Origin of the sequence: Runella sp. SP2, assembly GCF_003711225.1 — a bacterium.
Lineage (GTDB): Bacteria > Bacteroidota > Bacteroidia > Cytophagales > Spirosomataceae > Runella.
Window position 1 is genome coordinate 3,565,301 of the sequence record NZ_CP031030.1, and the last position, 24,548, is coordinate 3,589,848.

The 24,548-nt window shown below is 43.0% G+C and carries 17 protein-coding genes; 4 read left to right on the forward strand and 13 right to left on the reverse strand.

From position 1 onward, the window contains the following. Window positions 1–156 precede the first annotated feature (156 nt). Window positions 157–2,919 (reverse strand): M14 metallopeptidase family protein, encoded by a 2,763-nt coding sequence (locus DTQ70_RS14390; protein WP_122931456.1) that lies wholly within the window; start codon window positions 2,917–2,919, stop codon window positions 157–159. A 278-nt stretch (window positions 2,920–3,197) separates the two neighbouring features. After that, window positions 3,198–4,142: a hydrogen peroxide-inducible genes activator gene (locus DTQ70_RS14395; RefSeq protein WP_122931457.1), complete on the reverse strand. Its 945-nt coding sequence runs from the start codon at window positions 4,140–4,142 to the stop codon at window positions 3,198–3,200. Between the two features lie 116 nt (window positions 4,143–4,258). On the opposite strand from DTQ70_RS14395, the gene katG reads away from it, so the two are divergent. After that, complete coding sequence (katG, locus tag DTQ70_RS14400; protein WP_122934407.1) at window positions 4,259–6,496, forward strand: catalase/peroxidase HPI; 2,238 nt, start codon at window positions 4,259–4,261, stop codon at window positions 6,494–6,496. A gap of 190 nt (window positions 6,497–6,686) precedes the next feature. Here katG and DTQ70_RS14405 read toward each other — a convergent pair whose 3' ends face one another. The 7 genes from DTQ70_RS14405 to DTQ70_RS31205 form a co-directional block, all read right to left on the reverse strand. Further along, the gene (locus DTQ70_RS14405; protein ID WP_122931458.1) at window positions 6,687–7,355 is read right to left on the reverse strand and encodes an AIM24 family protein; all 669 of its coding nucleotides are present in this window, start codon (window positions 7,353–7,355) and stop codon (window positions 6,687–6,689) included. A gap of 111 nt (window positions 7,356–7,466) precedes the next feature. Beyond that, window positions 7,467–8,708 carry a serine hydrolase gene (locus DTQ70_RS14410; RefSeq protein WP_122931459.1) on the reverse strand — a complete coding sequence of 414 codons (1,242 nt, stop codon included), beginning with the start codon at window positions 8,706–8,708 and terminating at the stop codon, window positions 7,467–7,469. Between the two features lie 115 nt (window positions 8,709–8,823). Next, entirely contained in the window at window positions 8,824–9,969 is a 1,146-nt protein-coding gene (locus DTQ70_RS14415) for an AraC family transcriptional regulator (protein WP_122931460.1), read from the reverse strand. A 372-nt stretch (window positions 9,970–10,341) separates the two neighbouring features. Then, on the reverse strand, window positions 10,342–10,830 hold the full coding sequence (locus tag DTQ70_RS14420; RefSeq protein ID WP_122931461.1) for an SgcJ/EcaC family oxidoreductase: 489 nt from the start codon (window positions 10,828–10,830) through the stop codon (window positions 10,342–10,344). 326 nt (window positions 10,831–11,156) lie between these two features. Next, entirely contained in the window at window positions 11,157–11,537 is a 381-nt protein-coding gene (locus tag DTQ70_RS14425; protein WP_122931462.1) for a hypothetical protein, read from the reverse strand. Between the two features lie 162 nt (window positions 11,538–11,699). After that, window positions 11,700–12,488 carry a hypothetical protein gene (locus tag DTQ70_RS14430; protein WP_122931463.1) on the reverse strand — a complete coding sequence of 263 codons (789 nt, stop codon included), beginning with the start codon at window positions 12,486–12,488 and terminating at the stop codon, window positions 11,700–11,702. 156 nt (window positions 12,489–12,644) lie between these two features. Beyond that, entirely contained in the window at window positions 12,645–12,779 is a 135-nt protein-coding gene (locus DTQ70_RS31205; protein ID WP_255417974.1) for a hypothetical protein, read from the reverse strand. Window positions 12,780–13,004: 225 nt separating this feature from the next. On the opposite strand from DTQ70_RS31205, the gene DTQ70_RS14435 reads away from it, so the two are divergent. The 3 genes from DTQ70_RS14435 (at window position 13,005) to DTQ70_RS14445 (ending at window position 18,613) form a co-directional block, all read left to right on the forward strand. Then, a complete protein-coding gene (locus DTQ70_RS14435; protein WP_122931464.1) occupies window positions 13,005–15,464 on the forward strand; it encodes a DUF5686 and carboxypeptidase regulatory-like domain-containing protein in 2,460 nt (819 codons plus the stop codon). Between the two features lie 195 nt (window positions 15,465–15,659). Next, window positions 15,660–15,995, forward strand: coding sequence for a PadR family transcriptional regulator (locus DTQ70_RS14440; protein WP_122931465.1), 336 nt, complete (start codon window positions 15,660–15,662; stop codon window positions 15,993–15,995). Beyond that, window positions 15,992–18,613: an ABC transporter permease gene (locus DTQ70_RS14445; protein ID WP_229600133.1), complete on the forward strand. Its 2,622-nt coding sequence runs from the start codon at window positions 15,992–15,994 to the stop codon at window positions 18,611–18,613. Before DTQ70_RS14440 ends, DTQ70_RS14445 begins: the two co-directional genes overlap by 4 nt. A gap of 77 nt (window positions 18,614–18,690) precedes the next feature. Here the strand turns inward: DTQ70_RS14445 and DTQ70_RS14450 are convergent, their stop codons facing one another. The 4 genes from DTQ70_RS14450 to DTQ70_RS14465 all read right to left on the reverse strand — a co-directional run bounded on the left by DTQ70_RS14450 (window position 18,691) and on the right by DTQ70_RS14465 (window position 24,547). Next, window positions 18,691–19,677, reverse strand: a complete 987-nt coding sequence (locus DTQ70_RS14450; RefSeq protein ID WP_122934409.1) for an Rpn family recombination-promoting nuclease/putative transposase — start codon at window positions 19,675–19,677, stop codon at window positions 18,691–18,693. A 38-nt stretch (window positions 19,678–19,715) separates the two neighbouring features. Then, window positions 19,716–20,201, reverse strand: coding sequence for a hypothetical protein (locus DTQ70_RS14455; protein ID WP_122931466.1), 486 nt, complete (start codon window positions 20,199–20,201; stop codon window positions 19,716–19,718). A 59-nt stretch (window positions 20,202–20,260) separates the two neighbouring features. Continuing rightward, window positions 20,261–21,631, reverse strand: coding sequence for an ATP-binding protein (locus DTQ70_RS14460; protein ID WP_122931467.1), 1,371 nt, complete (start codon window positions 21,629–21,631; stop codon window positions 20,261–20,263). Between the two features lie 138 nt (window positions 21,632–21,769). Further along, window positions 21,770–24,547 (reverse strand): M14 family zinc carboxypeptidase, encoded by a 2,778-nt coding sequence (locus DTQ70_RS14465; protein WP_122931468.1) that lies wholly within the window; start codon window positions 24,545–24,547, stop codon window positions 21,770–21,772. Between the last annotated feature and the right edge of the window lies 1 nt (window position 24,548).

A 24,548-nucleotide genomic window follows, 5' to 3' on the forward strand; every position in this document is an offset into this window, starting at 1 on the left:
CATTTAAGACTTGCGAGCAAGATAGAAAAAAAAGTACATTCGCCAACGCTTCTACCGTTGAAAAATTTTTACTTTTTGGATATTTCCTGTGATTTTTTCACAAAAAACGCCAAGCTACCGAAGTAACTTGGCGTTTTGAACGAAGCTAGCTAAACGTTAGTTGGTCGTATAAAGTTGGTTAAACAGCAACTTAAACGTTCCTTGTGATTGCGCACGGAAGGTAATTTCTGGACCAAAAACGGTGAGTTTTCCAGCGCCAATGGGTGCTTCAAAAGCGGCTACCCCATCGCGTAGGTAGCTTTGTCCCCACGCCCATCCTGAGCGGAGTGGCTTGTCGGCACTAAACCAAATCAACGGTTTTACTTCGCCTTTGGCAACCGCCGCAGGGGCTAGTTTAAACACAGGGCTTGAGTCAAAATACACGTCGGCTTGGTTGGCCATTCCCCACGTAGCGGCCTGCGTCGAATCAAGCGTTACGCGCAACAAACTTCCTGGAATGTAATATTTTTCGGCAGGTAACGGGCGCTCTACCCCCGCATTCGTCATTTCGGTAAGGGCATTACGCACTGGTACTCCTAAGTGATACGCCAAGTTGGCACTGGTACCGATGGTTACAATTTTTCCACCTTCTTCCATAAATTTCTTCAATTGTGGAATCGACTTATCGACCGTAATACGTCCCAACGACGCACGATATTCGGCTGGAATATCATCCGCTTTAGGCTCACCTCCCGCAAAAGCGGCGTAAGGGTCATTTTCACGACCTGCACTTGGTGGCGCAGGAATAGCGCGCGTAACAAACACAATGACGTCGAATTTCTTACGCAATTCGCCCGCGTCTATTTCTTGAGAATAAATTACTTGCATTGGGAAACGGTATTGTTCCATCAACAAACGTACCCAACCTGAAGGCATCGAACCACCGTAAGTATCCCACAAAGCAATCCGCGAAGGAGCTACTTTCACCAACGTCCCTGTAGGTTTTTTGGCTACTCCCACGGCATCAACACCCAATTCTTTGGCTGCTTTTTCCAACAATGGTTTTACTTTTGACGAAGCTGGAACATAAAAAGCACCTGCTTCCGCGCTTCCTGCCCCTTGCGGCAAACGAAATACTGGAATACCAGCACTCAATAAATCATTCACGGCAATGTAAACGTTGTTGGCTTGGCTGCTCAACGTATAACCAGCTGGGGCAGCTGCATCCACTTTGCCCGTTACTGACTGAAGCTCTCCGTATGGAATGGCTTGGAAAGGCCCATCAAAACCGTTTAAGATACGGTCAAATTTCACCCCCATTTGGTAAGCCAACGTCCAACCTGCGGCATCGTAAGGACGCGTTGGAGGACCACCTGGATAAGGGAAGTCGTTCGGGTGATCTTGCGGTTCAAACATATCCAACACGTGCGGACGGAATGATTGCGCTGTTTTTACTACGAACGAACCTGCTGGGTAAGTTTTGCCTTCTACCGTAAAATCGGCCGTAGCTTTGTGTACTTGAATACCCGTACGAATCAACGCATTCACAAACTTCGTCGCTGTTGCGAAGTCTGACTGAGTCACAGGAATGATATAGCCACGTGCATCGCGTGTTTTAGGGTCTTTCAACACTTGATCGTAGTACTTGGCAGGGATTCCACCACGCATTCCGAATGGATCGGGTGCTTCAGGAGCCGCTGGTTTTTCGGTTTTATCATTTTTCTGGGCTTCTACAATGGCTTCCGATTTTTTGGGTGAAAGCGTCCAATAATCTTTGCTACCACGCTCAATGGAGTTTTTACCCATTACATATATATTATACAACAATTCGTCGTGGTGACGAGCGGCGTAGTCCAACACAGCATAATTACACGATACCGAGTAGTCAATTGACTGCTTGAAGTACCATTTTTGAGGTGTTACGGGGAAAGGTGTATTTCCGTTCGGAATCAAACGGTTAGGCACCAACGGCACTGTTTCGGGTGTAGGCCCACCGATGATTTCGGTCAACAAACCAATTTGGTTGTGGAAGTGCGTCGTTGTACGCAAGCCTCCGTTGTACCAAGTTGAGAAAACCGACCCGCCCAAACGCGTAAAACCAGGTTTTTCTTCCGCAATCAAGCGATTAATCATCGCCGCGCCTAAGGCATCAATTCCTGTCACCATCAAGGGGTGAAATACGTAGTTGAACGGATCGCGGTACGGAGGCCCCGCCAATACCGACCCCGCAGGCCCACGTTGGTGGTGGTTGTACATAATTTGCGGAATCCAGTCAACAAACAATTGGCGACCTACGTTTTGTGTCTCTTTCAACTGCAACATGAAGAAATCGCGGTTGTTGTCGTGACCCGCGTATTTTTGATACAAGCGCGGCAATTGTCCCAACGAACGTTTCTCAGGCGTTGCGTTACGCATATACCAATTGGCAACCAATTCCTGACCGTCGGGGTTGATGTGGGTCATCAAAATTACCACATTATCAAGAATACGACTAACTTCTGCATCTTTACGCGAAACCAACTGATAAGCCGTTTCGATGAGCTGCATCCAAGCCACCGTTTCGTTGGAGTGAATCCCTCCGTCAATCCACACAATGGCCTTACCTTCATTGGCAAGCTCACGCGCCTGGGCATCCGTAAGTCCCTCAGCGCGCGCCATTTTGGTCGAAATTTCTTGAAAACGCGCCAATTTTTTATGGTTTTCGGGCGACGTCACAATCAACATAGGTTGGTCACGGCCTTCCTCTGTTTTACCAATGTTTACTAATTTAACACGGTCAGAAGTGGCCAATTTTTTAAAATAAGCCTCGGTTTGGGTGTAGTTGGCAAGCATGTAATCGTCGCCAATGTTGAAGCCAAAATGCTCTTTGGGAGACGGGATTTGCGCCCACCCAAGATGACATACAAGCGCCAGGATTAGGAGCGGTAACAGTTTTCTCATTAGGATATTTAGTTTGTTTGTGGTCAATACGGGCAGAACACCCAATTCACTCCACAAAGTAATAAGAAAATGAGAAAACTGGACGATTGGAGGGGCGTTTCAGGGAGTTTTGTTGATAAATCCCCGTTATTTAGCGATTTGTGGGTTTTCGGTTTGAGGCTCTATCGCTGCATTTATTTTAAACACATAGAAAACATAGGATTTACACATAGGCAACATTAGCTATGTTTTCTATTGTGAAAAATTCTATGTTTTCTATGTGGTGACCCAAAACCAACCTACACCAACCCCGTATCAATGACTTGTTTTTGGTTGCTGGTCTTCATTTGTTCAGGAATGTGGGCCAAGATTTCGGTTTTGAGGGCTTCAATCAACTTTTCTTTGACAAAATACCGAAAACTCGCAATGCCTATCTCCCGCACTGGCGCGGGCAATTGAAAATGGCGAATGTTATTTTTTTCTTGTTCGCTCAAATCATTGACCGCCAATGCAGGTAAAACCGTGATGCCCTCGTTGATTTCAACAATCTTTTTAATCGTCTCGATACTCGCCGAAGACAAATCAACCTGACGAAAATGGCGCTCTTGCACTTTCAATTCACACAAATTAATCACTTGATTACGCAAACAATGCCCTTCGTCCAAAAGCCAAAGACGTTTGAGGTCAATGTCTTTGGGCAACAAATACTTTTTGGTCAGCAACTGATCTGTTTTGGCCGTATATACCACAAACTCCTCGTAAAACAAGTGCTGAACCGTAATGTCCGTATCTTGTAAAGGAATGGCCAACAATCCCGCATCCAACTGATTTTGTTTCAATTGTCGAATAATCTCATTGGTTGTTAACTCGTGAATTTGTAATTTTATCTCAGGATATTTCTGCAAGAAAGAAGGCAAAAAAAGCGGAATCAAGTACGGAGAAAGCGTCGGGATAATCCCGATTTTTAGCGTTCCTTGCATGTGTTGCGTATCCGATTCGACGAGTTCGCGAATACGAGCCGTTTCTTTCAAGATGACTTTGGCTTGTTCAATCAGTTTTTTCCCAATTTCGGTCGGAACAACGGGTTGTCGGCTTCGGTCAAAAACTTTGACGCCAAGCTCGTCTTCCAATTTTTTAATCATCATACTCAAGGTCGCCTGCGTAACAAAACATTTTTCGGCCGCCGTTACAAAATGGCGATAGGTATCAACGGCGATGATGTATTCTAATTGTTGTAAGTTCATTATAGACAGTATTTATACAAATATAGAAAATATCAATTTGATAGATAGCACAATTAGCTCTACTTTTGGTAAAAAATCAGAAACAACAAACCACTTCAAACCACAACCTCAAGCAGATGGATTCAGTACATCACAATGGTAATGGCGAAAGCAAATGCCCATTTTCTGGGGCAGTACTAACAACAAAAGGCGTAGGCGGCAAGGGTATGACCAACCGCGACTGGTGGCCTAACATGTTGAAATTGAACATTCTTCGTCAGCACTCTACGTTGTCGAACCCAATGGACAAAGGCTTTAACTACGCCGAAGAGTTCAAATCACTCGATTTACAAGCGGTTAAAAACGACCTTTTCGAATTGATGACCACCTCACAAGATTGGTGGCCAGCCGACTATGGTCACTACGGGCCATTCTTTATCCGTATGGCGTGGCACAGCGCAGGTACGTACCGCACAGCTGATGGCCGTGGTGGAGCAGGTACAGGAACGCAACGTTTTGCACCACTCAACAGCTGGCCTGACAACGGCAACCTCGACAAAGCGCGTTTGTTGCTTTGGCCAATCAAAAAGAAATACGGTAAAAAACTCTCTTGGGCCGATTTGATGATTTTGGCAGGTAACTGCGCCCTCGAATCAATGGGCTTCAAAACGTTCGGTTTTGGTGGTGGTCGCGAGGATATTTGGGAACCCGAAGAGGACGTATATTGGGGAGCAGAAAAAGAGTGGTTGGCGTTAAGCAACAACCCTCATAGCCGCTACTCAGGTGAGCGCAACTTGGAAAATCCGTTGGCAGCCGTACAAATGGGGTTGATTTACGTTAACCCAGAAGGCCCTGATGGTAATCCAGACCCGCTTGCTGCGGCGCACGATATTCGCGTAACGTTTGGACGGATGGCCATGAACGACGAAGAAACCGTTGCGTTGATTGCGGGTGGTCACACCTTCGGAAAAGCGCACGGTGCCGCTGACCCAGGCCAATACGTAGGAGCTGAACCAGCAGGTGCTGACATTACCGCACAAAGCATGGGATGGCTTAACTCATACGAAACAGGTAACGCTCAATATACCATTACAAGTGGTTTGGAAGGCGCATGGACTTCAACGCCAACCAAGTGGAGCAACAATTATTTCTGGAATCTTTTTGGATACGAGTGGGAATTGACAAAAAGCCCCGCGGGCGCTCACCAGTGGAAGCCTAAGCACGGCATGGGTGCCGATAGCGTACCAGACGCCCACGACCCATCGAAACGCCACGCGCCTATCATGTTTACGACCGATTTAGCATTGCGTTTTGACCCTGCATACGAAAAAATCTCTCGTCGTTTCTACGAAAATCCTGATGAATTTGCTGACGCGTTTGCGCGTGCTTGGTTCAAATTGACGCACCGCGACATGGGGCCACGTGCTCGCTACCTTGGCCCAGAAGTGCCAGCAGAAGTATTAATTTGGCAAGACCCTATCCCTGCTGTTACGCACGAACTAATTGACGACCAAGACATTGCTTCACTCAAAGCTGCAATTTTAGCATCAGGCTTGTCAGTTTCTGAACTTGTTTCTACGGCTTGGGCTTCGGCTTCGACCTTCCGTGGCTCCGATAAACGTGGTGGTGCCAACGGTGCCCGCGTTCGTTTGGCTCCTCAAAAGGATTGGGCTGCCAACGATCCTGCACAATTGGCGAAAGTATTGGAAGTGTTAGAAGGTATCCAAGCGTCTTTCAACAGCACGCAATCGAGCAAGCAAGTCTCGATCGCCGACCTTATCGTGTTGGGTGGAAGTGCGGGTATTGAGCAAGCAGCTAAAAACGCAGGGCTTGACATTACAGTACCGTTTACACCAGGTCGTGGCGATGCCTCACAAGAGCAAACCGACGTTGAGTCGTTTGATGTATTGGAACCAATCGCTGACGGTTTCCGCAACTTCTCGAAAGGTCAGTACACCGTTTCAGCCGAAGAAATGCTCGTTGACAAAGCGCAATTATTGACTTTGACAGCGCCAGAAATGACGGCGTTGGTGGGTGGTTTGCGCGTACTCAATGCCAATACTGGCAAATCGAAGCACGGCGTATTCACTGACCGTCCTGAGACACTTACCAACGATTTCTTCGTTAATTTGATTGATTTCGGAACGACTTGGAGAGCAACGTCGGATGCGCAAAACGTATTTGTAGGCAGCGACCGCGCTACGGGCGAGCCAAAATGGACAGCGACGCGAGTTGACCTTATTTTTGGTTCAAACTCGGAGCTTCGTGCCATCGCCGAAGTGTATGCTTGTGAAGATGCGCACGAGAAATTTGCGCACGATTTCGTAGCCGCTTGGACGAAGGTGATGAACCTCGACCGTTTTGATTTAGCATAAATAGCCTATTCTCTTATATGCTCCACGCGGTGGCCTCTCAGTAGGTCACCGCGTTTTTTTACATCTTCCCGAAAGTTTCAGAACTTTCGGGAAGGTAGTTCACGTGGGGATTATAGTCTAACGGAGCAAAGCGAAGGGGAATTTGGGGGTGATTTCTGGGCTTTTTTACCAAGGCTGGGGCAAAACACGTTTATTTTAAAAAGCTAAATATTCCGTCTATTAATCCACCACTACTTGAATCTTCACCTTTTTGCCTTGTTTGTAACCATATTTTACCTTTCCCTTTTACAGAATAAATGAACCCTTCTCCACTCGTAAGCAGTTCTTTCACGCCTTTTGATATGGTCTTAACTTCAAGTCTTTCCTCAAATGCAATCAGAGCATCCTCATCAATGTACACAGGTTTCTCTGATTCTATTTCTTGTAATATAATTTTTCCATATCCTTTTAAAAATACGGTTCCACTTCCAAAAGTTTTCAACTTTAGCCCATCATTTAGAGTACTTTTCCAATCTTTTTTCTCTAATTTAACCTCTAAATTTATGGTTCTTGCAAAGTGTAAATTTGGCTCAAAAAGCACAGGATTATCTTCGAAAACGTCAATTTTAAAAATCTCTGAACTGTCTTTTGGCGATAAGGCCATTTTTAATGCTTCATTGGCGGTATAAATATTATAAGAAATACTTTTTCCGAATAATTTAGCAACCCAATTTTGATAACTCTCAATCTCAACTTTGTTCTCAAATGAATATTCACCGTCACAAAATATCAATACGCCTTTTTCAGTAATTAATCTCTCTCCCTTTTCAAAAGCGACAGATAAATACGAACTTGGATAGTCAGATATATTAAATTTCATACTTTTATTAACTGTGTTAGTGGTTTTAACTGCAATTTATTGATTTTTTATTTACTAACCATTGATATTCCCAAGTGTCCTTAATAAGTAGGACAACAAGCTTTCAACTACTCAATTATGACTTTCAAACTCTTTGATATTACTTGTAATTACATTCAACTGTTTTTTAATAGGGTCAGCATTGTCTATCAATTCAGTTTCTGTATTAGTCAAAAAAATAAAACCTGTTTTGGTATCGGGGTAAAACGCCATGATTGTCGTCACCCCAAAATCACCGCCTGTGTGCCCTAAGCGTCCGTTTTTAAAATAAAACCAAAATATACCCGAATTATCTTCTTTTCCATCAAATTGGGCTGGCATTTTTCCAACTTCAAATTGTTTTTTAAACAACACATCAAAACTTTCTTTTTTTAAGAAGGTTGATTCTCCCGAAAGTCCTTTCATCATTTCAACAAAATATTTACTCAAGTCTTCATTGGAAGTAATCAATCCGCCATCAGGATAGGTGGCCATTTTATAAAAAGGGAACGGGTTATTACGTTCAAAATAGAGCATAGCCATTTTGGAACGACTATCGGGCGTAATAGTAAAGGTAGTTTGGTTCATACCCAAAGGCTTGAAAATGTTTTCAGTGCAATAATCAGCATACGATTTTCCTGTTTTTACTTCTATTAAATACGCAGCTAAAGCAGCTCCAATATTGGAATAACTATAAGTAGTACCAGCATCTGCGGATAAAAAATTGGTTTTTTGGTAAAATTGTCCGCCCACAGTGAAGTAGGCTTTCAGGAAGTCGGGCAATGACCAAACATTACCATTCTGGCCTACCTTCAATTCTTTTATCATACGTTGGGCAATAGGTCTACTGGTATTTTCACCTGCTAAAATGCTGTAATTGTTTAGATAGACATTCTCATCATCGACAATGCCTGATGTATGCGTAGCGAGGTGTTTTATTCGAATAATACTGTTGGGGACATTCGGATTAGTAATTTTGAAAGGTAAAATATCGTTGATAGGCGTTTCGAGTGTAAAATGTCCTTGTTCAATGGCTTTCATCAAAACAACACCGACAAAAGTTTTGCTAATAGAACCAATAGGTTGTAAAGTTTGATTGGTGTAAGGAACGTTTTTAGCCATATCGGCCTGGCCATACGCACTCTGAAACAAGATTTTATCCTTTTTAACGACCGTTACCGCAAAACCTGCAAAGAGCATATCTTGGGATAAAGCCTTGAAACTAAGGTCTAAATCTTCGGCAGTAGAGAGGGTACTTTCAGAGATAGTGTTCTTTGAGCAATTCAATAAACAGAGGCTCAAGAAAACGATGCAGAAGCGACTCAACTTCTTCATAATTTACAAAGATTAACGTGTACTAAATTTGAATGATGGCACAAAAATCCTTGTCATTCGGGCTAAAATCGCTTTAAATCGCGATTTGACACTCATTTTCTCGCTTTTTTCAGATTTATTTCAAAAATTCTGAAGGCATCTTACCTGTAGCTTTTTTTACAGCCCGATTGAACGTAGATTTTGAATTAAAACCACATTCTAATGCAATGGATAACATAGTGAGATGTTTCAACTTGGGGTCATTTACTTTTTCTTTAAAAAGATTGACCCGGTATTCGTTGATAAAATCATTGAAATTTTTTTCAAAAACTTCGTTGATAACACCCGAAATAAGCTTGTTATGCGTCTGCAAATGCTGTGAGAAATCTGTTAACGTTAATTCAGGATGAAGGTACAAACGCTCTTTTTGCAACAAGTCTAAAATTTTATTTTTCCACATTTCAATCTCTTGCGGTGGCATTTTGGCAATCATTACGGTTTGTTGATGATCTGTTGTGGTTTCTTCAATACTTTCGTTTGTAGTTCCGTATCGTAAACCTTCTGGTTGAAAATAAGTATAGCCCTCTATGCTCAAATAGTAAATACAAATAGCCACCAAAATCCCTTGAAACGCATCAAGCCATAGGGGAGTTGTAAAGATGAAAACATCAATGAAATTGAGCACAATACCCGAAAATATCAAAACCCCGATGGCAATCAGAAATCTTTTAAACCAGACAAAACGCACCCCCTCAGTATCAGAACGTTCGGTAGGTAGCCATTTTCGGTAATTTTGATACAATTGCCACGATAAATACCAATAAACGATTGTACCGACGGTTCGATAGGTATAAAAAAACCAGCTTGCTATTTGGAAAAATAGCGGGCGTTCCCACTTACCATGGTGTCGAAAAATTTGAACAGAATTGATGCAAAACAGAATAAAATACAGGAAAAAAGGCAGAAAATGCACTAAATCCTTCCGAGTAACTCGATAATGACTATTGATTTGAGTCTTAAAATAAAGGAAAATACATACCCCCACCGCCATATAACTGCACGACATCAATCGAATGATAAAAGAATTGGGTTTTTCGGGTACAATATCAGCCATCGCATACCGCAACATATACGTACTAATGGTGATTAACAGTAAACCCAACCAATAATCGGAATAACGTTCTTGTTTCTTTGCTCTGATGATGAGTAAAATGGCAAAGATATACCCCTGAAAAACCGCGATTATTTCTATTAAATTGTAGATACTAAGAGTAAAACGCATGGGGTTGGCAAGTACTGTGAAAGATGTCTGAGTTTTGGGGGTGCAAGTTAAGGAGTTTACGTTTTTCTTAAAACCTCTACATTCCCATTCCCACTTATTTTTGCGTCCCCGTCTTTGACTCGCGAAAAGGTATCCTTCCCTACAGGTTTATCATCTGAATATCAATAATTTACAAAGCTAGTAAATTAATATGAGGTAAGCGCCTACCTTCCCGAAAGTCTCAAAACTTTCGGGAAGGTAGTTCACAGTATAGGGCTTTCCTTCCACTGATTTTAAACGACCATCTGCCCCAGATTTCACTTCAATAGGTATTAGTTTTCCACGGCTTCTTCTAAACATGTCACAGAATTAGGGTAATTAGCAGATAACGGGTTATTTTTTGACCTCAACATTGTGATACGTCATAATTTTCCATTCGCCATCCGTTTTTGCCATTACCTGTAATAATCGTGTACAAAGACGCCCCTTATCGTCCAACACCGTACCTGGTAAAGGGCCATTTAAAAAACCTGATGTCCAAGTAAGACACTCGACAAGGGCAACATCGGGTCGAACGAATTTTAGTGCTACGATTTTCATCTCAAGCCTGGTATCCTTAAATTTACCTTTGAAAATATCGTCATGTCGCGCGACAAAGGATTGATGCCCTGTAAAAAACATTCCCAAAATATTTGTAAAAGTACCGTCTTCAGCAAAGTGTTTTGAATAATTGATTGCGTCGCCTTTGTTCCAAGCACTTACTTCATCATTCACAATATTTTCGATGCTTGTTGTATCTGATTTGGTCTGAGCATGTATGTTACTCATTGCTACTACGACAAGGGCACTTATCAATACACTAACAAAAGCATTTAATTTCATTCGTTTTTATTTTAGGGTGAAACCTCTATTGTTGCTTGTCCAATCTCTAACCTTAAACGCTTATCTTTTTTCCGAAAGTTTCCACCACTTTTGGGAGAGTAGTGCAAAGTAATAACCAGCCAATCCAAATATATAGCTTTTTATTTAGGTCGCTGTTTATTTTACTCGTTGCGGAAGAAAGTAATGCAACGAGGTGTGGTTTGAGGCAATTTTTGCTCTTAATTCTTTGTTCGTCGTACTTCTGAAAACATGGAGGCAGCCCGCCGCCGTTGAGCCTTGCGGGTGGGTTTTGCCGCAAATAGGCATAGATGCTTTACTGGGCGGATTTATTTATTCAATTGATCTTCAATAATTTGCCGAACCACCTGCTCTGATTTCTTTACAATTTTTGCAATTTGAGGAATTGAAAAGCCCTCTTTGCTCATTTCGAGTATGATTTCTTTTTCCTTTCTTTCTTCTCCTTTATTTATTCCTTGATTTATCAAATCTTGGGCATCTGCCATTTTTGTGTGTTGTTCGCTGGCAATGTCCCGCAGTTTTTTTAAATAAGCGTTATATTCTTTCCTTTCTTTCTCTGAAAGTTTCATTTCATCAAGTCTCGCTCCTGCTTCTTTTAACCCTTTCGCTGAAAAGCTATCTTTAACTTCTGAATTTTTAAAAAAATATATCCACTCGTCCAATTTATCTTTTACCCGATTTCCAAACATACCTACTTTTATTACCCAATATTCGGGATATATCTGATGTACTTCCTTTAATTGTGTCTAACGGGCGGCACTGGCGACGGACGACCGATATGCCCGTCCAGTGCATTGTTATGCTGGTTTTACTTTTTTGGCTAACATTTATTGAGTCAATGAAATTCATTATTATAAAAAAGCAGTAGGACCAAAATCACTAAACCTTTCACACCAATCCAAATATTCTCCTGACAGATTCCCATTTCCAATCATTGGCAAATCAGTTGCCTTAATTTTATTAATGTTTATATCGATTAAATCATCTTCGCTTCCTGTATTCTCATCAATTGCTCTCATTACATTCATAGCTGTTACGTCAATTAACTGCTTAATAAAAATATTTAGATAGGATAACTGTTCTGAGCTTAAGTTATTAAAAAAAATAGCATCTTCGAGATGTTTTTTCCTTAATTCTGGAAGCCAATGATTAGGTATTTCATTTTCTATTTCTTCCATTGTTTTTCCAGTAAATTTATTAATATACCAGTTATAATACTCTAAATTATCATCTCTAAAAAACTTAATAATATACCTTCCAAATAGTTCCAATTCTGTTTCAATTGCAAAATAATTTTCCAAAGAATTTTCAAAACAACATAGTACTGTGGGAAGATTTAATTTCCTTGTCGCATTTCTAACTCCTGTCCATAGTCGCATATCATAAACTAGTCCATACTTATTTGGAATTCCAAATTCAAATTGGGTTTGACGATAATTGAGAATTTCAAACTGATGTGGGCTCTTGTCTAGCTTATTAATCTGTAGCTCATAATTATAATGTACTGAAATTGTCTTTTTTGAAATTGATAATTCAATACCTATAGCAGTTGGTTCTTTGAATTCAGATATAAATTCAAGTGTACTTGCAACTAAGAATTCAGAAAATTCATCTTTATTTGGATTTAAGTTTATTTTCATATCACAATTCTAACTTCATTATTATCGTTTTTATATCTACTATAGCTTTTATTTATCCGCAATAATTTACGTTTATTTTTCTTCACCAAACATACATCTTTGAATTGCCTCTCATAATCTCTATAACGGCATTTGTGTCCAAAGCTACTTTTTCCATCACCATTCGCCCTCAATTTTACTAAACTCTTCCCGAACAGTTTTTTGTAAATCGTCGGCGGTTTCATCGCTGATACTTCCAGCACAGGCTAAAAGTAAGTCACGATTTGAGGTCATTACGTTATTTTTACTCATGGTAATTTCTAGTTTTAACAAAACTACGCAAAAAACATGGTTTTTTAGTTCATGCGCTTTTCATAATTATTAAAATACTGGCACCGCAACGCCTTCCACCCTACCCGCTCTCCCCACCCACCTCACCACCTCACACCCAAACGACGAATTTTTCAACCTCTATATAGCATAAACGCCGATTTGTGCGTTAGGGAATTAGCAGCCATTACCTAACCAGCCACCGTTTTGAGAACTATTTTACGTCTATTCTGCCTTCTACTTGTTGCCACTACTGCCTTTTCACAAGAGTTTTACCAACTTCGGGGGTTTGTTCATTCCGAATCCAACGAGCCACTTCCTGGGGTTACGGTTCGCGTCGTAAATGCCAATACGGGCACTGTCACCGACAAAGAAGGGCGTTATCAACTCAAATTATTGGAAGGACTCAACCGCATTTCGGTGTCGTCGATGGGCTACCAAACGGAGGTGTTTGAAGTGGTAGCGGCCAAAGACCTTGTCAGAAACGTGTACCTAAAAATAGACCAAAAGCAACTCGACGAGGTGGTGGTCAAGGTCAAAAAACGAGATTATTCGTACGAGGTCATCAAGCAGGTGCTCCAGCGCAAAGATTCGCTCCTCAGGCAGTATCAAAACTACCGTGCGAAGGTCTATATCAAGAGTGTAGAGCGTTTTGAAACCAAAAAAGTTGCTCCCAAAAAAGAGGAGGATACCCCCGCCAAAGTCGAAGATGCCCTCAAAAAACCTGTCATTACCGACAGCATTCCCAAATTAAATCTCTTTGAATGTCAGCTAGTTCGGCACCAAAGTCGGGCAGGACAACAAAAAGAAGAGCGCGAAGCGGTCAAGCGGCTGGGCGACCAGAGTACGTTGTTTTTTAAGTCGGTGACCGACGGGGAGTTTAACTTTTACCAAAATCACCAAAAAATCGCCAAAATCGGCGATAACGAAATCACCTCACCCCTAAGCGACCTGACGTTTTTGAGTTACCGTTTTCAGCTGTTGAAGTACTACATCGACGGCCCTTACAAAATATACCAAATAAAAGTCATTCCTCGCGAGCTGGGCAACGCGCTCTACGAAGGCACCATCGAAGTCATTGAGGATGAATGGGTTTTGCGTAACGTTGACCTTCAAATCACCAAGCGAGGATTGCTGCGTTACGATGAATTTGGCGTAAAACAGCAGTTTGAAAATGTACAAAACCGCTGGATTCCAACGCGGGTTACGTACCACTGGAAAGTCAAAGAAGGGAATACCAAAAAAACGGGCAAAACCGAAGTATTGCAGTCCGATTATGCCTTTGATTTGACCTTACCAAAGCGCTTTTTTGGGGACGAAGTAGGCGTCACTACCGCCGAAGCCTACAAACGCGACACCACTTTTTGGGAACAAATTCGCCCACAACCATTGACCCGCGACGAACAGAAGTTTATCAAGGAAAAAGAACGGCTCGAAGCGCTGGTGAACTCAAAAGCGTATTTGGATTCCGTTGATAAAATTTTCAACCGCATCACGTTTCCCAAAGTCGTGTATTTGGGCATGGGGCACATCAACCGCGAAAAAAAGACCACTTGGCACTTCGACCCCGTGTTGGGGCTGGTTGACCCGTTGGCCATTGGCGGCTGGCGGGTACGCTACGGAGCAGGTTTTTACAAACGCCAAGAAAACCGAAAACAACTTTGGGTCAACAGCAACTTAGGCTATGGGTTTAAGAACAAGGATGTGATTGGTTTTGTGAGTGTTAGCTATTTTTACAATCCCCTCAAAGTCTCTAACATCAGTCTGGCGATGGGCTCAGGGTTCAACGTCATCAACGGCGCGGCGACGATTAGCGACATTGCTCGTCGAAGCAATTTTTACCGAAATCAGTACATCAATCTTATGCACCGAACGGAGCTTTTCAATGGCTTTTATTTCAGCGCCCAAGCCTATTACGAGACCCGTCGCGATTTGTCGAATTTCCAGTTTAGCTCGCTCGGCGACCGCATTTTTAGCAATAATGCCCCTCAACCTTTCCCCACCACGCACATCTACCGAACCGTTTTCGGTATTGACTATACGCCACGCCAACTTTACTTGCGTGAACCCAACGAAAAAGTCATTCTGGGGTCCAACTACCCTACGTTTAGCCTAAACATCGACCGCGCTTGGCCTGTTTCGGGCAAAAACACCAACGTTTACACCAAGTTGTCGGCCTCAGTACGGCAGACTTTTAACGTAGGTATCATCGGCACGTCGGAGTACCGTATCAGTGCGGGTAAGTTCTTGGATACCACAAGTTTGGCAGTGATGGATTATTCTTACATGCGGGGTGGCGACCGCTACTTTTTCTCGCCTGCCATGTACACCTATCAGCTCATTCCTCAGACGTTTCCTGTGTTCGATTGGCATTTGGAGACGCACTACGTGCATCAATTCAACGGCTTCTTGACGAGTAAAATCCCATTGCTCAACAAAACCAAAATCCGTGAAATGGCAGGAGGTGGCTTTTTGTACGTCCCCGAACGCAAGTTCCAGTATTCGGAATTGTATTTTGGGTTGAATCGTATCTTCAAATTGGGCCGCGAACGGATTCGGTTGGGAGCGTATTACGTCATCGGCCAATCAAACACTTTTGGCGTTAGCAACGGTATCAAATTTTCCATCGAGCCGTACAATGCCGCGAAAAACACGTGGAGTTTTTAAACTGTTCAACATTTTAAAGGTAAACACATAGTTCATATAGATTTTCACATAGGATACATAGACTGCTATGTTTTTTATGTGTTTATGCTAATGTTCCCTATGTGTTTATAAGAAAGAAGAAAAATATTTTACATACAAATAGTGAATTTATTAAACCCATTTTACATACATTTACAGAATAAATAAAATTGATATATGAAGGGAACAAATTTGGGCGAGTTTGAAGAGTTGGTGTTACTTACGATTGCCGCCTTAGCCAGCGAAGCCTACAGCGTGGCCATTTGCGACGAATTGGAGAAACGTACGGGAAGAGCCGCGAAATTAGGCGTTGTTCACGCTGTCCTTAATCGGCTGGAAGAAAAGGGCTTAGCCAAAAGTTTTTTGGGTGAAGCCACCAACGCTCGCGGCGGCAAACGCAAACGTTATTATGAAATAACCCAAGTAGGAAAAATTGCCCTAGTGAACGCCCGTGAAATCCGTGAAGGACTCTGGCGAATCATCCCTGACCTCAACCTTGGCGGCGCAGTATGAGCACTCTCCCCCAACCTCCCCGCAATGCACAACGACTCTTGGAATGGTATTGTCGCCCCGAGCTCGCCGAAGATTTGCAAGGCGACCTCTACGAATTTTTTGAGCGTAACCTTCAACGCCGCGGTCTTCACTACGCCCGTTTTATTTATTGGATAGACGTCCTGAAGTTTATTCGATTGTACACCCTCCGTGCGCCTAATTTTTATTCATTTTTTACTTATACCATCATGTTTAACAGCTATTTTAAAACATCACGACGCAGTTTGGTTCGCAACAAACTCTTTTCAGCCATCAACATTATCGGACTTTCCATCAGCATGTCGGTGGGATTGTTGATGATTTCATTTTTGAGTGACTTGCTTTCTTACGATGATTTTCACGAAAAAAAGAGCCGTATTTACCGTATCAACACCTCACTCCAACCCGCTGGGCAACCCTCCATTGAACTTGCCTCGGGGTCGGTATTGGCGGGTAAAAAAATTCAAGAAACATTCCCTAACGTAGAGCAAGTGACGCTATTGCGGCGGGGTTTCGGCGGGGATGCCAAAGTAAACGAAACCACGCTTCCCCTAGGAGGCTTATGGGCGGATGCGTCCTTTTTTAAAGTCTTTACGTTTCCGCTGCTTTCGGGTAATCCTGCCACCGCGTTAAAAAATCCTTACACGATTGTTTTGCCCGAAAAAACCGCCCAAAAACTGTTTGGTGACACCGACGTGCTGGGCAAAAGCATTCGATTTGATACCACCGAATACACCATTACGGGCGTCATGAAAGATATTCCCAAGCTGTCGCACTTACGTTTTGACGCCTTGGTTTCTTTCGCCAGTATCGAACTCCAAAAACCCGATTTTGACGGCGGTTTTATGAATTGGGGCAATGTTTTTTCAAATTATACCTACGTGTTATTGCCCGAAAACAGCTCACTTGAAACCCTGCAAGCAAACCTCGATAAGCTTTGTTTGTCGGAAAACAAACAACTTAAAAATCAGCAAATTCAGTTGAGCCCCCAATCATTAAACGGCATTACGATTGGCAATCGCTTGGAAAATGCCAGTGGCCCTACCATGAACCAAATCACCATCTGGATACTGGCAGGTTTGGTACTGGTTATCATTTTGTCGGCCTGTTTCAATTACACCAATCTTTCCATCGCGCGGTCGCTTCGCCGAGCGCGGGAGGTGGGTGTTCGCAAAATCGTTGGTGCGTTTAAAGAACACGTTTTGCTACAATTTATTACCGAGTCGGTGCTTATTTCTCTGATGGCGCTGTTGTTGGCGTTTGTACTTTTTCTGGTGCTACGAGCCCAGTTTTTGGGTCTAGCACCTCAGCTTACCGAACTCGTTTCACTGGAACTTTCGCCCAAAATCATCTTGTATTTTATCGGTTTATCAGCCTTGGTTGGCATTGCTGCTGGTTTCTTACCTGCGTTATTTTTTGCCCGTATCAAAGCCATTCAAGTGTTAAAAGACGCTTCTTCGGTGCCCCTTTTCCGCCGCGTTAATCTCCGCAAAGCCCTTATCGTTGTTCAATATACGTTCTCTCTGGTTTTCATCACTACTACGATTCTTGGTTATAATCAATACAAACATTTTATCGTTTTTGACCTTGGATTTTCCACCGAAAATATCCTGAATATCAACCTACAAGGCAACAAAAGCGAAGTTATTCGGAAAGAATTGGCCGAAATCCCAAGCTTGACCGACATTTCCACTTCTCGACTTGTCACCAGCCTAGGAAGCGTGTATGGCACCATGATTAAGTACCAACAGCCCGACGATTCTTCCAACATCGCCCAAAACTACGTGGACGAACGCTATTTGCCCTTACACGGGCATCGGCTGCTTGCGGGGCAGCATTTTACACCACGAGCTAAAAGCGAAGAGAGTTCGGAAGTGATTGTCAATGAGCAAGTCATAAAACGATTCAACATCGGTGGTGGCCATCCGACCAAGGCAATCGGAGAACAAATCAAAACCCTCGACGGGAAAAAGTTTACCATTATCGCGGTGGTCAAGGACTTTCATTACCGAACGGTCGAACACCGCATTGAGCCTTTTGTGTTTTTTTATTCCCCCAACGAAGGCAACCTTAACCTCAAAATCAACTCCAAAGACTTGCCCGCCACCATGGCGCAGATTGAAGCTGTGTGGAAACGCATTGACAAGGTTCACCCTTTGGATGCCCGTTTTTACGACGACCAAATCGAAGAAGCCTACCGCCAATTTTCGGTTATTGTGAAAGTCATTGGATTTCTGGCCTTTTTAGCCGTTTGCATTGCTTCCTTAGGCTTGTTTGGCATGGTTGTTTTTACGACCGAAACCAAACTCAAAGAAATCAGCATCCGTAAAGTGCTGGGAGCCAATGAGCCCTCGTTGGTTTATTTTCTTAGCAAAGGTTTTTTGGGGTTGTTGGTACTTTCGGCGGCCATTGCCTTACCTAGCACGTATTTGTTGTTTAATAAATTGGTACTTACCCAATTTGCCTACCACCAGCCTATCCATTTTTGGGAACTAACGGTCGGTTTTTGGTCTGTTTTGGCGTTGGCAGTTGTGCTTATCGGCTCTCAAACCCTAAAAGCCGCCCGCACCAATCCCGCAAATGTGTTGAAGAATGAGTAAAAAACTTTCCCTGCTCGAAAGAGTAAGACTTTCGAGCAGGTTTTTAGCTATATCTAAACGACTCCGAACAATTTCTATTACCTTGAACTTCCAAGAGTTTTTGTCACTTCTTTAAGGTCTATATCAAGCAAATCAGCTATTTCTTGAGTGGATTTACCTTTTTTGTCTAGTCTCATAATCATTTCAATTTGTTGTTGTTCACGGCCTTTTTCAATTCCCTTTTCAATTCCTTGTTGAAGTCCTTTCTCAATCCCCTTTTCAATTCCTTGTTGAATCCCTTTCTCAATCCCCTTTTGAATTCCCCTTTCTTCTGCCATTATTAAGTCAAGAGCATCTGCCATGAGGGTATGCTGTTCACTTGCAATATCGCGTAATCTTTTAAGATAGACGTTGTATTCTATTCTTTCTTCTTCCGATAATCTCATCTTGTCCAATTTCTCCCCTGCTTCTTTCAACCCTTTGGCAGAAAACGTATCCTTCACCTCCGAATTTTTCAAGAAATATATCCATTCATCTAATTTATCTTTGATTCGATCGCTAAACTGGCTCACCTTGATTACCCAATATTCGGGATAAATCTGGTGTACTTCTTGTTTGTTGTATAAAGCAATCTGTTTATCTGAAAGCACTAAAACATCGCCTTTGTGTATCCCCTTAAACACATTTGTTCCATGATAAACATAGTCCTTCCCCTGTCCTAAGTCAAAATAAGCAATTGTAATCGAAATGACCTTTTTAACTTTTGAATACGCATCCCCTTCTTTCATGTGCTCTGTGATCACTTTAGAAGTTCCGAATAGCATTCTGTGAAAATAATCATATTCTTTGCTATTTTGAATTTCAATAATGACTAACTCATCTTTAGAATTTTCCACCAAAATATCCACCCGATTATGTTTATCATCATCAGTTTTTTTATTGGTTTCACTCTCTAATATTTGCTTAATTTTAACATCTTCTTTGAGTAGTTCCGACAAAAAACCCTCAAGAATATCAAAGTTGGCCTTATCTCTCAAAAGTTGTTTTATGGCCCAGTCAAAACGAATTAGTTGCTTAATTTTCATTTTTTTTAAGTCCCATTTAGACATTTATTTAATGCAAGTTAATCAAACCTCCGAAAGTAACCATCCAGCGTCGTTTCTTCTGATTGGTTTTGCTGTTTGACTTTTAGGATTATATACCAAGTGTTGTTATCCATTTTTTTGCCCTCAATTTTGCTCGAAACGATACGGCTCGCCCACGCCCCAAAAAAGCTACTCGTCATCCCATTAATTGCTTGGGCATTCTCAAAGTCCGAAGTCGTCGTATAAGAAAAAGTTGAAAGGGTCGGGTCAAACTCAAACGCAATAAAAGGGTTTCCGCAATCATCACAGGCCAAATCCCCTATAATGTCTTTTTCATAATACCCCACATATTTGTTTCCCGTCTTTTCAAAACGATACGCCAAAAATGAACTTTGGCTGTTTCTGGACGACAAGGCAATGGAGTGGTTTGGCAAAATTTTAAAAATTTCGGAAGGACGAACATCAGCCTGCTTTTTGCAACCAAATAGCAAGAATAAACATAGAATGGGTAGGAGCTTTTTCATAAGTATGTGGCTTTTTTAAAACAACGAATTAGTGGCCTAAAATAGTGCTATCTAAATGACTACGCTTTCCAATTGCTTATACCAGAATTCACCGCCCACTCAACATACTTCTCCACTTGCGAAATAGCGAAATAAGGCAGATTCAGCAACTGAAACAGCTTCCCTTGGCGGGTTGTGACAGTTTCGATGTTTGCCTCATTTCTTAGAAATCGGATGGCTAAGGAGTGGTCGGTCAAATCCATAAACTCATGAAGTGAACGTAAACTTCCTTTAGCTCCTGATTTTACCTCAATGGGCAACAGGTATTTTTGCCATTTGAGGGTCAAATCTACTTCGGCATTAGAGGTCGCATTTTCTTTTACCCAAAATTGAGGCTTAAAAAACACTTCATTATGCTGTGCAATCAGTTCCTGCGTGATGCAGTGATTAACCACAAAGCCCTTATGGTAATCGTTGAGGTCGTCTAATTGTAGTAGTTCCGCCTGAATCTCAGAGGCATAATTGAGCAGGCCTGTATCCAAAAACTGTAAGCGAGGCTTACGTGAAATTTCGGGCAGTTGAGGCGGCGCAACCTGAGTAGTAGGATAAATCAAATAAATGACTTTGGCCAAATCCAAGGCCCTAAACGCTTCACCCACTTCTCTCGAACGATAGTTAGACCCTCCAAAACCCGCAAAACTGATACGATCTCGCACCAAAGGCGCCGACTCAATGACAAATCGCATTATTTTTGCCTCAGTCGCATTGTGCGCGTATTTGACCACGTCTGACTTGTACGTTTCCCAAATAGATGCATAAATGCCTTTCAAACCCGTCAACTTTCCACCAGATGCCACATATTGTCGGATAACTTCGGGCATACCACCGATGATTACATACTTTTTAAATAGGTCGAACAGTTTGTCGTAAGCAAACGAAGGCAAAGGTATTTGTCGTAACGCTTTTAAGGCATTTTCTTCTCCAGTAGCCATCAAAAATTCCTCAAAATCAAATGGATGCAACACCATTTCTTCGACGCGTCCTACGGGAAATGAACCCACATCACCCAAAGCAAATTCAAGCAATGAACCCGCTGCAATGACATGAAGCTGCGGAATTTCTTCGTAGAAATACCTCAACTGCTTAATAACGTGCGGAATCTCCTGAATTTCATCAATAAAAAGAAGTGTATTTTGCGGTCTATCTGGAAGCGCTTTCTCAAAAATAAGTTGTTGCCATATCTCAGTTACCTCTCGTTCTTTCTGAAAAAAACGCCTGTCGTTGGGTTTTTCTAAATTCAATTGTATGAAATGGTCGTAACTTTTTCCCAACTCCCTCACAAGAGTAGATTTACCAACCTGCCGTGCTCCCCTCAAAATCAGTGGTTTACGATTCTTTTTTTCCTTCCAATCTAGAATTTTTTGTTCTAATTTTCTTTGAAAATTGCCCATATTTGTAACAAATTATAAGCAAATTTACATTTTTTTGTAACAAATAAGGGGCAAATTTTAAGGAATTTTGTAACAAATGGGGGGCAAATTCTAGGGCTATAAGGTTTCAAAAACCTTATAGCCCTGAACTCAGCAGAATTACCGCAATGCGTTCCAATTTAAAATCGCATTCCACAAAAGTGGCGCGTCGTGGTGGTTAAGGTAACGATGAAGTGGGTCAAACGTAAACGCAACCACTTGGCCTTTGCCTACGGGTACGTTGAAAATAGCACCGTGACCGATGATGGTTTGCTCGTTGCGCACCATCCCCGACAAAACGTATGGCGGTTCAGGCTTCGGCGTGGCGGGTTTGGGGTCTTTTACCTCTTTTTTATCAGGCATTCCCATAATCAATCCTTTGTATTCTTCTTCTTCCTTGAGTGGCTTGGTGCCGTATTGCATCAACATCATGTCGCGGTCGCGCTTTTCGGTTTGCAACAATGCCCCTTGTCCTTTGAAAATAGGGAAGGTTTCGGGGTAACCATACATAATTGGATGCGAAGGCTTGCGGTTTTTCACCTGAATAATCGAACCTGGGTGAAACAAAGTGGGCGATTCGTACCGTTTCAATTCGCGCACAATGCCCAAGTCCGACATGATGCTCGATGAGTTGTCGAGGGTTATTAATACCCCACCTTCATCGACAAACTTTTTCAATTCCGCAACTCCCTCAAAACCTGGGCCACCCGTCATGTCGTCGGTGCTACTTGGTGTGCCGTGCGACGGAAACTCAGCGGTTTTGGTGTAAGGCATGGGGCCAAATTTGGTGTCCACTTCGTGCAAGAAGTTGGCTCCCGTACCGCCCACGCGAGGCACCAAAATCACGTCAAACTGCGACCGTAAGTTGCCTTTTTTCAAATGGTCTTTATGAATCGAGGTGTAAGGAATACCGCGTTGTTCAAACGTATAGCGCGACCAGCCTTCGTCTTGGGTTTGGTACCACGTATGGTAAATCGCTACGCGCGGCAAACTTACCTCGTGCTGCTTCACCGACGGCATGGTTTTGGTCGAAATCAAATCCACGCTAAACTTATCCGCCAATTGCTTCGCTTGGTCGGCCGACAAGCCCGAAAACACCACCGCTCCTTGCGCCAACGTGTCTTTACGACCTTCCAGTGTGGTTTTGGCATCTAACACAATGGTTTTAGCATTCTGCGATTTTGCCCAATACGCGGCAGGCAATACCGTATTTTGCGCTTTGTAATTGACCACATAGTACGTTCCTTCTCCCTCGATTTTTCCGTCGTACTTCACATCCGCCGTAAGTAATTTCAAGTCCGACAATTCGTATTTGAGGGTATCTTGTTGGGTTACATTTACGCCATTGAGGTACTGCAACGTCCACGCAATCGCGTCGTAGGGCGGAAATTTGGCTTCTTTCGGGTAGTTTTGCTTGGTCAACAACGAGTACGCATAGTTGCGATACGGTTGGTTCAACAACACCACATAATCCCCTTGATTTTTACCCGTTTCGGCTTTGTGTACTTCAATCCCTTGGGTACGTAGCTGATTGACCAAATACGCTGCCATCGCGGGGTCGCGTTGCTGTTTTCCAATCACAAAAGCCTTAGGGCCGTCTTTGGCTGCTTTGGACAGGTTATTCAAGCTTTTTTGGTAAAAATTCTTCAACAGTAGCTTGCCATTCGCTGCTGCGTATCCCAACGAAGCCAATACGCCCGCTTGCATGTAATTGATGTTGTTTCGGAACGACCAATACACTTTTTCGGTCGCAGGATACGGGCGGTACCACTCGCGACTTGTCACGTTGTCGCCCGCAAATTTAGCATTGGCCAAGTCACGCATGAAGGTATTCGCGCCCGCATTGCCGTAGGTTTCGTAAAAACGCCCGACGGAGTTGTGGTTGTTGGCTACCCAAATGCCGTAGCCAGGGTACCAGCCATCGTAAAACGCCCAGTTGAACACCCCAGGAAGCCCTTGTGCTGCCAACGTCGTCATGTCGTGGTCGGCCATAATTTGCCATTCGCCAATCGCTACGGGGTCCACGGCTTCGCTGTACGGCCCTGTTCCTGTTGAAATGTACAACAAAGGCACCGACTCGTGTAAGTCGAGCATCACCGTAGGATGCCAGTCGAAATAGGCTTTAAAAATACTCTTTGTAATGGCCTGCGAGACCTGTAAGCCGTCGCGGTTGTTGTCGTGATAGACATACTTTCCCCAATACGGTGGCGAAGCAGGCATTCCGTCCTCAAAATTGGTGCGTTTTTTGGTATAACGGTTGTACCAATCCACCATCTTATCCCAGCCGTCGGGCTCGGATACGGGGTTAATAATCACAATCAGGTTGTCGCGAATGGCTTTGATTTCGTCAGACTGTCCCGTTACCAAACGATACGCCAATTCCATCAGCATTTCGGGCGAACCCGTTTCGGAAGCGTGCATTCCACCATTCAGGAAATACACCACTTTGCTGTCACCCAAGATTTTTTGCACATCGGCAGGGTTTACTTTGCGCGGGTCAGCAAGAAGTGCCAGTTGTTTTTTGTAATGGTCGAGGCGCTTGATAGTGGCGGCATTGGCAATAACGGACATTTGAATGGGACGATTTTCTTCGGTAGTTCCAATCTGTTCGTTGACAATGTTCGGCGACGTTTGGGCTAATTTTTGAAAATAGCCGTAAATATCCGCCGTACGATGCAGCACGCCAGGCGCTCCGACAATTTGCCCAAATTGCTTCAACGGCGACGGGATTTTGGGGTCGTTGACCAAATCCAGCACCGACGACGGCAGGAAGCGCGGGTCGGTCGTAAATTCTTTGATTTTTTGGTTGTAAGGCTCGTCAATTTGCTGGGCCTGTGCCGTCAACGCGAGGGCACTGGCACACGCTCCCGACAACAAGAAGCGAAAAAGTGATTTCATA